Below are 15,254 nucleotides of genomic sequence, written 5' to 3' on the forward strand. Positions count from 1 at the left end.
TAATGTATCAGGATGAATAACAATACAATCAAGTGTGTAGCAATTGATGACGAGCCGTTGGCTCTCGAGGTGATACGTAAGTTTTGTGAACGTATCGGAGGCATTGATGTCCAGACATTCTCTGACCCGGCAGCCGGGCTTGACGTGATAAAGAGAGAGAAGCCATCGATAGCGTTTCTTGATATAGAGATGGAAAATATCAGTGGGCTCACTATCGCGTCACAGTTGCCGCCGGAGACATGCTTTATTTTTACTACCGCTTATCTCAACTATGCGATGGACGGATTTGAGCTCGATGCGGTCGACTATCTTCATAAACCGTTTGCATTCTCACGTTTCCAGACCGCTTTTGCCAAGGCTGTGAGGCGTATAGAGGGAGCTTCCCGACCGCGTGAGGACAATCGCAGTCTGATGGTAAAGCAGGAATACAATACAGTAAACGTACCCCTGCGCAGCATCCTTTATATAGAGGCTATGGAGGGGTACGTAAAGATATTTCGTGAGGACGGCATCTGCACCGTGTCGCGTATCATATTGAAGAATGTAGGCTCGCAGTTGCCCGAGGAGGATTTCCTGCGCATCCATAGGTCGTTTATCGTCTCGAAGTCAAAAATCAAGAGTTTCAACCGACAGTCGGTCACTCTGAGTTCGGGGGTGACACTCCCGATAGGGCGTCAGTATGTCAACGATATGATGAGGATGCTTAATTGCTGAGTCCGGCCATCTGTTCGCGTATGAATGGTGCGGTGGGAGAGTCGGTTTTGGCTATCTGGGCCGGAGTGCCGGTCACGATGATGTTTCCACCGTTTTTGCCTCCGCCGGGTCCCATGTCAATCACATGGTCGGCCGCACATATTACGTCGAGGTTATGCTCGATGACCAATACGGTGTTGCCTTTGTCGACCAAGCGGTTGAGCACACCGAGCAGCACCCGTATGTCGTCGAAGTGCAGACCGGTGGTAGGCTCGTCGAGAATGAAGAGCGTATTGCCAGTGTCGCGGCGGGAGAGTTCTGCGGCGAGTTTGACGCGTTGGTTTTCACCACCCGAGAGGGTTGATGAGGGCTGACCGAGTTTTATGTAGCCGAGACCTATGTCCTGCAATACTTTGATCTTGCTGATAATCGACGGGATGTTTTGGAAGAATTCCACGGCCTGGTTGATGGTCATGTCAAGGACATCAGCTATTGATTTGCCCTTATAGCGCACTTCGAGAGTCTCGCGGTTATAGCGTTTGCCCCCGCAAGTCTCGCAAGGCACGAGCACATCGGGCAGAAAGTTCATTTCGATAGTCTTATAGCCGTTGCCGCTGCATGTCTCGCATCGTCCGCCTGACACATTGAATGAGAAACGCCCCGGACGATAACCTCGTATCTTGGCTTCGGATAGCGAAGCGAACAGGTCGCGGATGGCGGTGAATATTCCTGTGTAGGTAGCCGGATTGGAACGCGGCGATCGTCCGAGCGGTGACTGGTCGACGCGCACGGCCTTGTCGATATTCTCGATGCCTTCGATTGACTTGTAGGGAAGCGGCGGTGTGAGCGAACGATACAGCTTCTGACTGAGTATCGGCTGGAGAGTGGCGTTGACAAGTGTCGACTTGCCGCTGCCCGACACTCCCGCGACGCAGACGAGTTTGCCGAGCGGAAGGGTGAGCGTGACGTCACGAAGATTGTTGCCTGTGGCTCCGCGCAGCACAATCTTTTTGCCGTTGCCTTTGCGCGGACTGTTGTTGAAGGGCAATGAGAGTGTGCCGTTGAGATATTGCGCCGTGAGGGTGGTTGTGGCAAGCATCTCGGACGGAGAGCCTGAAAACACTACTTCGCCACCCTTGCGTCCCGCTTTGGGGCCTATGTCAACTATGTGGTCGGCCTCAAGCATGATGTCTTTGTCATGCTCTACGACAAGGATGGAGTTGGAAGCGTCGCGCAGACTTTTGAGCGAGTCGATGAGTCGTCGGTTGTCGCGCTGATGGAGTCCAATCGACGGTTCGTCGAGAATATAGAGGACATTGACCAACTGGCTGCCGAGCTGTGTGGCCAGGCGTATGCGCTGGCTCTCGCCGCCTGACAGTGTGGCGGATGCGCGTGACAGTTGGAGATAGTCGAGACCTACGTCAATGAGAAATCTCAGACGGCTTCGGACTTCTTTCATGATTTCGGCCGCAATGACCCTCGATGTTGGCGACAGGCGGTCTTCAAGCCCGTCACACCATTGATACAGGTCAGAGATGTCCATGCGGCAGAGGTCGGCTATGTTTTTGCCGTCGACAAAGAAGTGGAGAGCCTCTTTGTTGAGACGGTCACCGTTACATTCAGGGCATACACCGCGTGTAAAGAACCCTTCGCTCCATTTTTTAGCCGAAGCCGAAGCGTCGTCGGCCTGCTGCATCTCGATATATTTGACCAGTCCGTCATAACTCTGGAAGTAGTTGTTGGTGGCCATGGTCTCATTCTCGATTACGAGACGCTCGTTTGTGCCGTTGAGTATGTCGCCCAATGCTTCCTCGCATAAATCCTTGACAGGAGTCTTGAGCGTGTGGCCATACTTCTTGCATATGGCGTCAATCTGCCAGAATATCATCGAATTGCGATATTTGCCTAACGGGACAATGGCACCGTTGTAGATAGAAAGCGACGCGTCGGGTATAATCTTGTCGCGGTCGATGAGATTGACATATCCGAGTCCTTTGCAGCACGGGCAGGCTCCAAGGGGGGAATTGAAAGAGAAGTTGTGGGGTGCCGGTTCGCGGTATGATAGCCCGCCGTCCGGATCCATGAGTGTCTGGGAGAAGTAAGAGGCCTTGTCGCTGTCCACGTCATAGACCATCACCTGCTTGTCGCCCTGCTGGAGCGCGTCGGCCACTGTGGCCTCGAGTCGTGTCATGTCTTTGGGCGAGACTTTAAGGCGGTCGATTACAAGTTCAATGTCATGATTGCGGTATCGGTCTACCTTCATGCCGAGGGTGAGTTCGCGCAACTGGCCGTCAACCCGCGCTGTGAGAAACCCTTTTTTGCGCATCTGCTCGAAGAGCTCCTTGTAATGGCCTTTGCGGTTGCGCACCACAGGTGCGAGGATGTACACTTTTTTGCCATCGTAACGCTGCAATATCAGGTTGACTATCTGCTCACGGGTATATTTGACCATCGGCTCGCCTGTGATGTAGCTCACGGCTGTGCCGGCACGAGCATAGAGCAGTCGCAGGAAGTCATAGACCTCTGTGACTGTGCCTATAGTGGAGCGCGGGTTGCGGTTGATGGTCTTTTGCTCGATGGCTATCACGGGCGAGAGTCCTGTGATTTTGTCGACATCGGGACGCTCGAGGTTGCCAAGCATGTTGCGTGCATATGCCGAGAATGTCTCTATGTAACGACGCTGCCCCTCGGCATAGATGGTGTCGAAGGCGAGCGACGACTTGCCGCTTCCGCTCAGTCCGGTGACCACCGTGAGGGTGCCGTGAGGTATGCTGACGTCAATGTTTTTGAGGTTGTGCACGCGTGCGCCCATGACTTCGAGGGTCGGGGCGGCGACTGACTGCTGTATTGAAGGATTGCTTTTACATTCGGATGTACTGTTCATTGCATTAGGTGATTAGTCGGAAATCCATGCAGGATTGTAGACTTTGGTCTTTTGCTTTGAGCGTGAGAGTGAATCGGGTGTCGGAATACGCACGGTGTATGATTTGCCGGTCTTGTTGGTCAGAGATTTGGTGCGTATCCATGGGTTGTGCTCGCGTAGGGTCAGATAGTCGATGCCCTGGTTTTTGGCCCATTTTGACCAGTCGTCAACAGGGCCGTTGACCTTGACTGTAGTATATTCAATCGGCTGATAGAGCTGAGAGGCGGAGAGTATGAAACCATATTGTTGCGGTGACTCCATAATCATTTTCATGGCAAGCAGACGAAACATGTAACGCATCGTCTCTTCGGCAAGCCACAGATCGTAGGCCGATGTGGCCTGCTGGTCGGCAAGCTCCTTGGTGACACGTGCCATGCCTCCGTTGTAGCTTGCGGCTACCGACTCCCAGTTGCCATATTTTGCATATGCGTCTTTGAGGTATCGGCATGCGGCACGAGTGGATTTTTCGACATCGTAGCGTTCGTCGACTTCTGTGCCTACCTCGAGTCCGTATTCTTTGCCGGTGGTGGGCATGAACTGCCACATTCCGGCGGCTTTGGCGGGAGAAAGAGCCCGCGGATTAAGGGTCGATTCGATAGCTGCGAGATACATCATGTCGGCCGGAATACCCTGCTCCTTGAGTATCGGGGCTATGACGGGAAAATATCGGTTGGCGCGTTTAAGAGCCAGGAGCGTATTGCCATGGGTGTAACTCATGGCCGAAAGCTCGCGGTCGAGCCGTTCCCACATGTCGGTGTCGTCAAGCGAAATCTTTTTGCCTGCAAATGTCACGTGCTCAGGTATGACGGGTGATATGACAGGTGACAGTGGTGTGGGTTGTCGTGTGGACTCTTCGGCAGAAGCCGACGCGCTTTGTGAGGCTGTTGCGGTCTCGGTGGGGGCAAACATGGCCAGAAGGGCAAGGGCCGCAGCCGAGCCGAGAAATGATATGTGGTTGAGTTTCATTGTCGTTGCTTTATGATGATGTAAATGTGTGTATATTGTCGTTATTTGTAGTCAATGAGATTGATGTCGCCCGACAGCTTGTAGTCTTTGCCGTCAGCTCCGCGGGCCTTTATTACATAATAATAGGCTCCCGCAGGGACAAATTTGCCTCCGAAACGGCCGTCCCAGCCTTGTGACGGGTCGGTGAACGATATGATTTTTCGTCCGCTGCGGTTGAAGATGTGACATTCAAACTCGATGATCGACGAGTAGCTCACTTTCCAAATGTCGTTTACTCCATCCTGGTTGAAGGGGGTGAATGCGTTGGGACATTTGAGCATCGACTCGCCTATTGATATTTCATAGGTCGGGCCGTAGTATTCGCATGATGCGTCACTATTGGCACAGTATAAACGCACATACACGGTGCCGTGTTCGGTGAACGTGTAAGTAAAATCAAGTTCGGAAGCACGCATGGTTATGTCGTCAAAATCGGCATAGCGTGACATCTGCCATTCGTGAAAGATGGCTGCGTCGGTCACACTGGCCGAGAATGTGACGGTCTGCGGAGCCGAGCCTCCTAATGCTCCGGGCTGTGCCGATGAGATTTCGTTGTCGCCTGCGGTGTTGTCTGACACCGTTTCGGTGTGTGCCGAGATGGAGTGGGGGGCATACTCGGGCGATGTGAAGGATGAGCCGTGTCCCCATGCGCGCAGAAAGCGGTCGCCCTCAAGAGTATATGAGGTGGTGCATAACGGGGCATCGGCATGAATGAGCTGCGGGAGATATTCTAGGGTCTCGCTCGTGGCTGTCTCTACGTAGTTTTGCACCGAGTTGTCCCAGTCGAGTGTCGTATAAGAGAGGGTGATTTCGCGTGAAAGCGTAAGCCGGCGTCCGTTGATTGAATAATAGGCAATCTCGTCACCTGAACCGGTGCACTCCAAAGCCACGCGGCCACATTCCTGCTCGGGGGCGAGTGTCAATGTGCCGGGAGAGAATGTGTGTGTGCTGTAGTCCACAAGCCATATATATATGGTGGGCTGTCCGTCTGACTGTATGGCATAGCCCATGTCGCCTTGCGGAGAGTCGAGCCACGACGATGTGGCGTCATGTCCGGATGGAGCGACATCTTCGGCATAGGCTGCGCCGAGCGATGAAAACCGCTGCCATTTTACATTTTCAGGAGCATCGCTTGTACAGGTGATGCGCAGACCGGCGACCGAGGGGACTACGTATATGCCTCCGTTAAGGCCTGCCGAGGTCTGGGTGTCAACATGTATCGCAGGGTCTGAGGCCGGAGTGCCGACATAAGAGAGTGATATGTCGGCATATGCTGAGACTGCATAGGCTAATGCTAAAGCTGTGAGTCGGACGGATATCATGCGGTCTTGATTTTTGTAACTTACAAAGGTAATAATTTTTTGGTTCATGTCAAATAGTCCAACCGAGGCTTTAGGTTAAGTTAACCATACAGGGTGTGAAAATAAGTGTGCCGGAAACAGTGTCGAACGGCCGGAATGTGTGGTTGGTGAATTTTTGTGTTATTTTCCGCGAAAAATTTTGCAGATTGTAAAAATAAAACATAACTTTGCGGTGTATTTGTAAAAGAACAAATTAAAAAAGATGACTTCACGATTTTACGCATACTCGTATTTTTATTATTTTTATTTTGCCAAAAAATAAGAAGCGGGACATTGCGTGCATAATCCAATGAAAGAATCAAGATAGGACAAGCTAAGACTAAGCCACAATAAATCATCCCGCTTCCAGGAAAGAAGGAGGCGGGATGAAACTTTTTATATATGAATCTCAGAAGATGAAAAAGATTACGATTCAAGGTGTAGCCGGGTGTTTTCATGATGCGGCAGCCCATCTATATTTCGAAGGTGAAGATGTCGAGACAATTTCTTGCGAGACATTTCCCTCAATGTTTGAGACGCTTGCCTCAGACGCATCATTGCTGGGTATAGTGGCTGTGGAAAACACCATAGCCGGGCCTCTGCTTCAGAACCATGAATTGCTGCGCCAGAGCAATCTTCGTGTGATAGGCGAACTGAAGCTGCGCATCTCGCATGTGCTCTGTGCCCTCCCCGGACAGGAAATCGAGAATCTCACTGAAGTAAATTCTCATCCGATGGCACTCATGCAGTGTGAGCAATATCTGCGCCGTCATCCCAATCTCAAGATAGTGGAGCGGTTTGACACCGCGGGAAGTGCCGAGGAGATAGCCCGCGACAAGCTGACCGGCCATGCCGCCGTGTGCGGACAGTATGCCGCCGAGCTGTATGGCCTGCACATACTCGAGCGCGGCATCGAGACCAACAAGCGCAATTTTACCCGCTTTCTCATACTTGCCGATCCTCTTGTGGCGGCAGAGATAGGTCCGAAGGAGAAGGATGTCGACAAGGCTTCGATCGTGTTTACGCTTCCCCACACCCAGGGCGCGCTATCAAAGATTCTGACCATACTGTCGTTTTACGATGTAAATCTCTCCAAGATTCAGTCGACGCCGATTGTAGGCAGGGAGTGGGAATATCGCTTTTATGTCGACCTTACATTTGACAGCGTGCTTCGCTTCCATCAGGCGATTGATGCCGTAAGGCCTCTCATACGTGACCTGAGCATTCTCGGAGAATACACAGAGGCTAAAGTGACACATTAAACAAGTGACCCAAGGACACAGAGTATAAAGTTTTTAGGATATCTCTTCATTATGGATATACAACCCTCACAAAGAGTACAGCAGATCAAGGAATATTATTTCTCGACCAAACTTAAGGAGATTGCGGCCCTCAGAGCGCAGGGCGTTGACATCATATCGCTCGGCATCGGCGGTCCCGACCTGCCACCTCCGGCTTCGGTAATCGAAACAATGACCGAGGCGATACACAACCCCTCTAATCACGGCTATCAGCCACATGTCGGAGTGCCGGAGTTGCGCGAAGCGTTTGCCCGCTGGTACAAGCGTTGGTATGGCGTGGAGCTTGACCCCAAGTCGGAGATACAGCCGTTGATCGGCTCGAAGGAAGGTGTGACCCACATCTCGCTTACATTCATAAATCCCGGTGACAAGGTGCTGATACCCGACCCGGGTTATCCGACCTATTCGTCCATAAGCCGCATGGCCGGAGCCGAGGTGCTGACATACGACCTGACCGAAGAGAACGGATGGCAGCCCGATTTTGATGCCCTCGAGCGTCTTGATCTGAACGGGGTGAAACTCATGTGGCTCAACTATCCGCATATGCCCACCGGTGCACGGGCCCGACGTGAGACGTTTGAGCGGGCCATAGACTTCGGCCGCCGTCACGGCATAGTCATCGTGCATGACAATCCTTACTCGTTTATACTCAACAGCGAGCCTATGAGCATCATGTCGGTGCCGGGTGCGAAGGATATAGCCATAGAGCTTAACTCGCTGAGCAAAAGCCATAATATGCCCGGATGGCGTGTCGGGGTGGCGGTGAGCAATCCCACGTTCCTGTCATGGGTGCTCCGCATCAAGAGCAATATCGACTCGGGTCAGTTCAAGCCGCTGATGCTTGCCGCAGCCAGGGCTCTTGACGAGGGTCCCGAGTGGCACGACCGTCTCAACGAGGCCTATGCTTCGCGCAGGGCCATAGCCGAGGAGATTATGGCCGAGCTGGGCTGTACATTCGACCCAACGCAGTCGGGCCTGTTCCTGTGGGGCCGCATCACTGACCCGGATGTGACGTCGGAGCAACTGGCCGACCGCATACTCAAGGATGCCCGAGTGTTTATCACTCCGGGATTCATATTCGGCCGCAACGGCGACCGTTACATACGCATCTCGCTCTGTGCGCCCGAGGATAAGCTCTCGGAGGCGTTGAAGCGAATCAAAAACAGTTAATCGAAAAAAAAACAATAACACTTACTATAAAAATGGAAAATATAGAACCTCTCGCAATAGACGGCGTGGAACTCGGCCGTCCTCTCATAATCTCAGGCCCGTGCAGTGCCGAAACCGAAGAGCAGGTGCTCGCGACAGCGCGTGGGCTTGCACGTGCAGGCATCAAGATATTCCGCGCAGGCATCTGGAAACCCCGCACCAAGCCCGGAGGCTTCGAGGGAGTGGGTGTGCCCGGCCTTGCCTGGCTCACCAAGGTCAAAAAGGAGACCGGCATGAAGGTGTCGACCGAAGTCGCCAACCGCGGACATGTCGAGGCGGCTCTCGAGTATGGCGTAGACCTCCTTTGGGTGGGGGCAAGAACGTCGGCCAATCCTTTTGCCATGCAGGAGATAGCTGATGTGCTGTGTGAGAGCGGCAAGGATATTCCTGTCCTTGTGAAGAATCCCGTCAATCCCGACCTGGAGCTGTGGGTGGGTGCGCTCGAGCGTCTTTACAATGCCGGCATACACCGTCTCGGAGTGATACACCGCGGATTTTCGACCTATGGTCCTCAGATTTACCGCAATCATCCCCAGTGGCGCATACCTCTGGAGCTGCGCCGCCGTTTCCCCTCGCTGCCTATCATTTGCGACCCGAGTCACATCGGAGGCAAGCGCGAGCTTATCGCTTCGCTCTCGCAGCAGGCTCTCGACATGGGTTTTGACGGCCTGATTATCGAAAGCCACTGTGATCCCGACTGTGCTTGGAGCGACAGCAAGCAGCAGGTTACGCCCGAGGTGCTCGGGGTGATACTTGACAACCTCGTGTTTCGTGACGCTCCCGTTCCTACCGAAAATCTTGTGCATCTGCGTCGTCAGATCGACCAGCTTGACAATGAGCTTATCGAGATTCTCGGCAAGCGCATGAATATTTCGCGTGAGATCGGCGCATATAAGAAGGAGCACAACATGCCTGTGGTGCAGGCCGGACGTTATGACGACATCATGACCACCCGTGTGCTTGCGGCCAAGGCTATGGGCATGAGCGAGGATTTCATGCGGGCCGTGCTTTCGTCAATACATGAGGAGTCGGTGCGCATACAGGTGGAACTCAATAAATAAGACATGAAGATATTGATACTTGGAGCCGGCAAGATGGGGTCGTTTTTCTGCGACCTGCTTTCGTTTGACCACGAGGTGGCTGTCTATGACCTCAGGCCGGAAAAGCTGCGCTTCACGTTTAACGCCCAGCGTTTCTCGAGTCTTGATGAGATTGACGGATTCGAGCCTCAGCTTGTCATAAACGCTTCGACGGTCAAATATACGCTCGATGCGTTCCGGCAGGTGTTGCCCCATCTGCCCAAGGCGTGTATCATAAGCGATATAGCGTCGGTCAAGACGGGGTTGCCCGAGTTTTATGCCTCGTGCGGACATCCGTATGTGAGCACCCATCCCATGTTTGGCCCGACCTTTGCGTCGCTGAGCAATCTGAGCAACGAGAACGCCATCATCATCTCGGAGGGCGACTATCTGGGCAAGGTGTTTTTCCGCGACCTGTATTCGCGTCTGCGGCTCAATATCGTGGAGTACACCTTTGAGGAGCATGACGAGACCATAGCCTATTCGCTCTCCATCCCGTTTGCCGCCACGCTGGCGTTTGCGTCGGTCATGAAGCATCAGGAGGCTCCGGGCACTACGTTCAAGCGTCACATGCAGATAGCCGAGGGGCTTATGAGCGAGGATGAGTATCTTGTGAGCGAGATACTTTTCAATCCTCACACTCCCTCGCAGCTTGAGGGCATCGTGGGCAAGCTCAGCGAGCTGCTTGAGATAGTGAAGCGCAGAGACTCGCAGGCCATGTCGGCATATCTTGCCCAGGCGCGCGAGCATATCAAGTGATGTGGCTGTGAGCCGGATATTATGAAATAGAGAGTCATGCGGAGCTTCGGGCTTATCTGCTGTCGGCGGATGATGCCGGGGCTCTGCGTGTATCTCTTGACGGGCGGCCCGGATGAAAGTTGCGGGGCCGTATAATAAAGCGGCGGTCAGATTCGTTACAAACAGTATGAGGCTGTCTCGGATTCATATCATAGGGTTGGCTCTTGTGTCGGGCGTGCTGTCGTCGGCCGGAGCTTATGCTCAGAGTGGCGGTGACACGTTCTACTCGTTTCTCAACATACCCTCGTCCACCCTGGCTTATGGTCTGGGCGGAATGAACATATCGAATATCGACGATGACATAAATGCGTCGGACCGCAATCCCGGTCTGCTCGGCCCCGAGGTCGACATGCAGATCGGGATTAACTATATGCGCTATGTGGGTGAAAGTAATTTTGCCGGGGTGAAGTTTGGCCGCAGGGCCGGCGATCACGGCGCGTGGGCGGCCGGAGTGCAGTATTTCGGCTACGGGTCAATCAAGGGTGCCGATGTCAACGGTGTGCTGACGGGTGATTTTTCGCCCAAGGACATGGTGTTTTCGGCCACTTATGCCCATGATATCACTGACACATGGCGTGGCGGTGCGAGTGTGAAATATATTTACTCCACATATGATGCCTATACGGCCATGGCGGTTGCCACTGACCTGGGTGTCAATTATTATGACGCCGAGCGAGACTTCTCGTTCTCGGCCATGCTTGCCAATCTCGGCGGTCAGATCAAGCGGTTTGACCGTCGTTATGAGCGTGTGCCCGTCGACCTGCGTGTGGGCATGAGCAAGGGGCTGAGCGGAGTGCCTCTTGTGCTGTCGGTGACCGCTCATGATCTCACCAGGTGGCATCTGCCGTTTTATGACAACGGTGACGGCACCGAGGGTGACACTCCGCAGCTCAAGGATAAGTTTATGAGCAATCTTTTCAGGCATCTCGTGTTTGGGGCTGATTTCCGTCCGTCCGACAGCTTTCATATCGGCCTTGGCTACAATTACCGCACACGCACGGATATGTCGACCTACAAGCGCAGTTTTCTGTCGGGGTTTTCGGCATGTCTGGGGCTGAATGTGAGCAGTTTCGGGCTGGGGCTTGCCTTGTCGCAGCCTCACACGGGGGCTACAACCATTATGCTAAACATATCAACACGTCTATATGAGTTCTGATTCAAAGATTATCATAGCCATCGACGGGTATTCCTCGTCGGGCAAAAGCACTATGGCCCGTCAGCTTGCGTCGGCCATAGGTTACCGTTATATCGATTCGGGTGCCATGTACAGGGCGGTGACCCTCTGGGCCATGCGTCACGGGTATGTGTCGCCGGGTGTCGAGCCGGAGGTCGGGCCTATCGTGGCCGCTCTTGCTGACATCAGGATTGACTTTCTGGTCGACGGACCGCGCCAGCTCACGACTCTTGACGGCGAGGTGGTCGAGAATGAGATACGCTCGCTCGAGGTGAGCAACTGTGTGTCGCCCATAGCGGCTATTCCCGAGGTGCGTCGCGCGCTGGTGAGGATGCAGCAGGCGATGGGCGAGAGCAAGGGCATAGTCATGGATGGCCGCGACATCGGCACGGTGGTGTTTCCGCAGGCTGAGATGAAGGTGTTTTGCGACGCGTCGGCCGAACGCAGGGCCGAACGCCGCTATAAGGAGTTGCTCGGGAAAGGGGCCGAGGTCACTTATGAGGAGGTGCTCGAGAATGTGCGCACCCGCGACCACATAGACGAGACTCGCTCGGAGGGCCCGCTGAGGTGTGCCGCCGACGCGGTGCGTCTTGACAATTCGGCCATGACCATCGAGGAGCAGAACGCGTGGCTGCTCGACCTTTACCGCGAGCGTACAGCCCAATCAGACCGTTGAGCATGAAGAGTAATCCGGTGGTTGAGATTGATGCCAGTTCGGGCTTCTGTCACGGAGTGGTCGGTGCCATACGCAAGGCCGAGGAGGAGCTGGAGCGCACGGACGCCCCTCTCTATTGTCTTGGCGACATAGTGCACAACAATGATGAGGTGGAGCGGCTCGAGCGCAAGGGGCTTTCCACCATCACCCATGATGACCTGCCTCGGCTTGCCGGGGCGAGGGTGTTGCTGCGTGCCCACGGCGAGCCGCCGTCGACCTATGGCCTGGCCCGGAGGCTGGGCATAGAGATTGTCGACGCGACGTGTCCGGTGGTGCTGAGGCTGCAGCGTCGCATAAAGGAGACTTATGACAATGATGCGTCGCGTCCGCAGATAGTGATTTACGGCAAGGCGGGACATGCCGAGGTCAACGGCCTGGTGGGTCAGACCAACGGCGAGGCCATTGTGGTGGAGAATGTGTCGCAGCTCGACGACCGCATCGACTTCGGGCGTGACATCGCTCTCTATTCGCAGACCACAATGTCGCTGAGCGGATTTGCCGAGATGACGCGCGAGATAGAGCGTCGCAAGGCCGATGGCGTGGAGTTCAGATATTTCGACACCATATGCCGTCAGGTGGCCAACAGGGTGAATCACCTGCGCGACTTTGCGGCGGCCCATGGTGTGGTGCTGTTTGTGGCGGGTGTCAAGAGCAGCAACGGCAAGGTGCTTTTCAAGGAGTGTCTTGACGTGAATCCGCGCACGTATCTTGTGTCGGGGTCGGCCGATTTTGACCCCGCGTGGATCGACGGGGCCTCGTCGGTAGGCATCTGCGGGGCTACTTCCACTCCGCGCTGGCTCATGGAGCAGGTGCGCGACACTGTGATGAACCATCTGAGCGACAGGTCATGAGAGGGCGTGGCACTAAAGGATTGCTGACGGCGGCGACTGTGGCTGCCGTGATGCTGGCCGCCATGGCGGTGTCGTGTGGAGGCTCGGACGGTGTGAGCCGTCATGTGCGTGACCGCAAGGCTTATGCTCTGGGGCAGGAACATGGCGAGCGTGCGGTGGGTCTGCGTGACAATGAGGCCGCTCTGCAGGATGCTCTGCTGGATGTGCGTGCGCGCATCACCAATATTCACGACAGGCTCGGGGCGCAGGCTTCGGCCGATTATGAACGTGGTTTTACGGATTACATTAAGGCCAATGACGACTCATTGGCCCGGGTTTTATTCTGAAACGTATCAGCATGAAGTTATATAGCACAAACCGACAATCGCCGACCGTGGGGCTGAGAGAGGCCGTGATGACGGGACTGGCACCAGACGGTGGACTGTATATGCCCGAGCGTATACCTGTGATACCGGCGGCTTTCTTCAACAATATATCCGGGATGAGCGTGCGCGACATAGCGTTTGTCGTGGCCGACCTCATGCTGGGCGACGAGATAGACTCTGCCGAGATAAGGCAGATAGTGAACGATACATTTACCTTCGACATCCCTCTGGTCAAGGTCGAGGACAACATCTATTCGCTCGAGCTGTTTCACGGCCCGACGTATGCTTTCAAGGATGTTGGGGCGCGATTTCTGGCCCGCATCATCGGGCATTACTCCTCGCGCCAGGGCTCGGGCAAGGTCAAGGTGCTCGTGGCCACTTCGGGCGACTCGGGCGGGGCGGTGGCCGCCGGCTTCAAGGATGTGCCGGGGGTGGAGGTCTACATTCTCTATCCCTCGGGACGGTTGTCGCGCATGCAGCGCGAGCAGCTCGACGTGGCCGCAGGGGCGGTGCATCCCATCGAGGTGCTGGGCACGTTTGACGACTGCCAGCGGCTTGTGAAGGAGGCGTTTGGCGACGGGGAGTTGCGCAGGGAGTTTGAGCTCACGTCGGCCAACTCCATCAACATCTGCCGCCTGTTGCCCCAGATGTTTTACTTCTTTCACGCTTATGGAGTGCTTGCCGGGCGTGAGGAGGGCGACATGCACGGGCGTGTGGTGATGTCGATACCATCGGGCAATCTCGGCAATCTGACGGCCGGACTGCTTGCGTGGCGCATGGGGCTCCCGGTCAAGCGTTTTGTCGTGGCCAACAATGTCAACGATGTGACGGTCGACTATCTGCTCACGGGCAAATTCATCCCGCGGCGGGCTGTCAGGACGGTGGCTTGCGCGATGGATGTGGGCAATCCGTCAAACATCTCGCGCATCCTCGACATGTTTGCGGGCGACTACGGGCCCATCTCGCGTCTGGTCAAGGGGCATTCCTACAGTGATGACGACATACTTGCCTCGATGTCGCGCACCTATTCGGCCGACTCGTATCTTCTCGACCCTCACGGGGCGTCGGCCCTTGCGGCCCTGCGCGATGACATAAAGGAGGGGGAGACGGGCATATTTCTTGCCACGGCCCATCCCGCCAAGTTTGCCCGCACCGTATGTGACGCCACAGGCGTGGAGCTTAAGAGCCCTCTGCGGGCCGCGGGCACGCACCGCGGGGCGCAGCATCCGCGCATATCGGTGTCATACGAGGCTCTTAAAAAGATATTGACCCACACAACCAACGGCTGACCTCAGACGTTGTAACCGTAGACAGACAGAGAGAGAAAGAATAACACAGATTTAATCATCCATTCTAAACATATACTTATTTATGGCAGCCAACAAACGACTCCTGAAGAAAGAGATTCATCGCATATGCGGAGCACTTGCGGGTGAATGTGTATTAGCCAAAATCGCCATTCCCGGCATCGACCGCGAGAAGCTCAACGAGATTATCTATCAGCTTGCCGACCTCCAGGCGTCGGCTCTGCGGCTGGTGAGCGTGGAGTTTCCGCGCACGCCCCGGTCGTTTGACAACAGGAAAGAGTATGCCGACGCGCGCCGTGCCTATTTCAAGGCCTCGTTCGCCAAGCTGCGCGAGCACTTCAACGCACGCGTGCAGGAGATACTCAAGGAGATGAACGCTACAGTGCCCGACGCCTCGACCCCCGAGCAGCGCAAGGCTCAGATGAAGCATATACTCGAGCTCGGATTTGCCGAGGAGAGCAAGTAAGAACCCCACTCGTATAGAAAATAGACTT

The 15,254-nt window shown here is 54.7% G+C and carries 14 protein-coding genes; 11 read left to right on the forward strand and 3 right to left on the reverse strand.

Going from position 1 to position 15,254, the window contains the following annotated elements; translation table 11 throughout:
- Nucleotides 1-12 precede the first annotated feature (12 nt).
- Nucleotides 13-714, forward strand: a complete 702-nt coding sequence (locus tag QGT73_RS04535) for a LytR/AlgR family response regulator transcription factor (protein ID WP_280121614.1) — start codon at nucleotides 13-15, stop codon at nucleotides 712-714.
- Here QGT73_RS04535 and uvrA read toward each other — a convergent pair.
- From uvrA to QGT73_RS04550, 3 genes are all read right to left on the reverse strand, one after another.
- Nucleotides 704-3,505, reverse strand: a complete 2,802-nt coding sequence (uvrA, locus tag QGT73_RS04540) for an excinuclease ABC subunit UvrA (RefSeq protein ID WP_280121649.1) — start codon at nucleotides 3,503-3,505, stop codon at nucleotides 704-706. The two genes, QGT73_RS04535 and uvrA, sit on opposite strands and share 11 nt — an antisense overlap.
- Nucleotides 3,506-3,589: 84 nt before the next feature.
- Entirely contained in the window at nucleotides 3,590-4,582 is a 993-nt protein-coding gene (locus QGT73_RS04545; protein ID WP_280121615.1) for a lytic transglycosylase domain-containing protein, read from the reverse strand.
- A gap of 41 nt (nucleotides 4,583-4,623) precedes the next feature.
- Nucleotides 4,624-5,943 carry a T9SS type B sorting domain-containing protein gene (locus QGT73_RS04550; protein ID WP_280121616.1) on the reverse strand — a complete coding sequence of 440 codons (1,320 nt, stop codon included), beginning with the start codon at nucleotides 5,941-5,943 and terminating at the stop codon, nucleotides 4,624-4,626.
- Nucleotides 5,944-6,377: 434 nt separating this feature from the next.
- Here QGT73_RS04550 and QGT73_RS04555 point away from each other — a divergent pair, with 434 nt between their 5' ends.
- The 10 genes from QGT73_RS04555 to QGT73_RS04600 all read left to right on the forward strand — a co-directional run bounded on the left by QGT73_RS04555 (nucleotide 6,378) and on the right by QGT73_RS04600 (nucleotide 15,226).
- Nucleotides 6,378-7,223 carry a prephenate dehydratase gene (locus QGT73_RS04555; protein WP_280121650.1) on the forward strand — a complete coding sequence of 282 codons (846 nt, stop codon included), beginning with the start codon at nucleotides 6,378-6,380 and terminating at the stop codon, nucleotides 7,221-7,223.
- Between the two features lie 51 nt (nucleotides 7,224-7,274).
- Complete coding sequence (locus QGT73_RS04560; RefSeq protein WP_280121617.1) at nucleotides 7,275-8,432, forward strand: pyridoxal phosphate-dependent aminotransferase; 1,158 nt, start codon at nucleotides 7,275-7,277, stop codon at nucleotides 8,430-8,432.
- A gap of 32 nt (nucleotides 8,433-8,464) precedes the next feature.
- Entirely contained in the window at nucleotides 8,465-9,532 is a 1,068-nt protein-coding gene (locus QGT73_RS04565) for a bifunctional 3-deoxy-7-phosphoheptulonate synthase/chorismate mutase type II (protein ID WP_280121618.1), read from the forward strand.
- Between the two features lie 3 nt (nucleotides 9,533-9,535).
- Nucleotides 9,536-10,309, forward strand: a complete 774-nt coding sequence (locus tag QGT73_RS04570; protein WP_280121619.1) for a prephenate dehydrogenase/arogenate dehydrogenase family protein — start codon at nucleotides 9,536-9,538, stop codon at nucleotides 10,307-10,309.
- A 166-nt stretch (nucleotides 10,310-10,475) separates the two neighbouring features.
- Nucleotides 10,476-11,504: a type IX secretion system protein PorQ gene (porQ, locus tag QGT73_RS04575; RefSeq protein ID WP_280121620.1), complete on the forward strand. Its 1,029-nt coding sequence runs from the start codon at nucleotides 10,476-10,478 to the stop codon at nucleotides 11,502-11,504.
- Nucleotides 11,494-12,198 carry a (d)CMP kinase gene (gene cmk / locus QGT73_RS04580; RefSeq protein ID WP_280121621.1) on the forward strand — a complete coding sequence of 235 codons (705 nt, stop codon included), beginning with the start codon at nucleotides 11,494-11,496 and terminating at the stop codon, nucleotides 12,196-12,198. The genes porQ and cmk overlap by 11 nt, the downstream gene beginning before the upstream one ends.
- Before the next feature lie 2 nt (nucleotides 12,199-12,200).
- Entirely contained in the window at nucleotides 12,201-13,088 is an 888-nt protein-coding gene (locus QGT73_RS04585) for a 4-hydroxy-3-methylbut-2-enyl diphosphate reductase (protein ID WP_123617060.1), read from the forward strand.
- On the forward strand, nucleotides 13,085-13,414 hold the full coding sequence (locus tag QGT73_RS04590) for a hypothetical protein (protein ID WP_280121622.1): 330 nt from the start codon (nucleotides 13,085-13,087) through the stop codon (nucleotides 13,412-13,414). Before QGT73_RS04585 ends, QGT73_RS04590 begins: the two co-directional genes overlap by 4 nt.
- A gap of 11 nt (nucleotides 13,415-13,425) precedes the next feature.
- Nucleotides 13,426-14,742, forward strand: a complete 1,317-nt coding sequence (thrC, locus tag QGT73_RS04595) for a threonine synthase (protein ID WP_280121623.1) — start codon at nucleotides 13,426-13,428, stop codon at nucleotides 14,740-14,742.
- A gap of 82 nt (nucleotides 14,743-14,824) precedes the next feature.
- Complete coding sequence (locus QGT73_RS04600) at nucleotides 14,825-15,226, forward strand: hypothetical protein (protein WP_123617063.1); 402 nt, start codon at nucleotides 14,825-14,827, stop codon at nucleotides 15,224-15,226.
- The last annotated feature ends 28 nt before the right edge of the window (nucleotides 15,227-15,254 follow it).

This window comes from Duncaniella muricolitica (genome assembly GCF_910574735.1).
Classification (GTDB): Bacteria; Bacteroidota; Bacteroidia; order Bacteroidales; family Muribaculaceae; genus Duncaniella; species Duncaniella muricolitica.

Coding starts and splice junctions, on each gene's coding strand:
- QGT73_RS04535 (WP_280121614.1), top strand. CDS start 13: ATGAATAACAATACAATCAAGTGTGTAGCAATTGATGACGAGCCGTTG.
- uvrA (WP_280121649.1), bottom strand. CDS start 3,505: ATGGGCGCACGCGTGCACAACCTCAAAAACATTGACGTCAGCATACCT.
- QGT73_RS04545 (WP_280121615.1), bottom strand. CDS start 4,582: ATGAAACTCAACCACATATCATTTCTCGGCTCGGCTGCGGCCCTTGCC.
- QGT73_RS04550 (WP_280121616.1), bottom strand. CDS start 5,943: ATGATATCCGTCCGACTCACAGCTTTAGCATTAGCCTATGCAGTCTCA.
- QGT73_RS04555 (WP_280121650.1), top strand. CDS start 6,378: ATGAAAAAGATTACGATTCAAGGTGTAGCCGGGTGTTTTCATGATGCG.
- QGT73_RS04560 (WP_280121617.1), top strand. CDS start 7,275: ATGGATATACAACCCTCACAAAGAGTACAGCAGATCAAGGAATATTAT.
- QGT73_RS04565 (WP_280121618.1), top strand. CDS start 8,465: ATGGAAAATATAGAACCTCTCGCAATAGACGGCGTGGAACTCGGCCGT.
- QGT73_RS04570 (WP_280121619.1), top strand. CDS start 9,536: ATGAAGATATTGATACTTGGAGCCGGCAAGATGGGGTCGTTTTTCTGC.
- porQ (WP_280121620.1), top strand. CDS start 10,476: ATGAGGCTGTCTCGGATTCATATCATAGGGTTGGCTCTTGTGTCGGGC.
- cmk (WP_280121621.1), top strand. CDS start 11,494: ATGAGTTCTGATTCAAAGATTATCATAGCCATCGACGGGTATTCCTCG.
- QGT73_RS04585 (WP_123617060.1), top strand. CDS start 12,201: ATGAAGAGTAATCCGGTGGTTGAGATTGATGCCAGTTCGGGCTTCTGT.
- QGT73_RS04590 (WP_280121622.1), top strand. CDS start 13,085: ATGAGAGGGCGTGGCACTAAAGGATTGCTGACGGCGGCGACTGTGGCT.
- thrC (WP_280121623.1), top strand. CDS start 13,426: ATGAAGTTATATAGCACAAACCGACAATCGCCGACCGTGGGGCTGAGA.
- QGT73_RS04600 (WP_123617063.1), top strand. CDS start 14,825: ATGGCAGCCAACAAACGACTCCTGAAGAAAGAGATTCATCGCATATGC.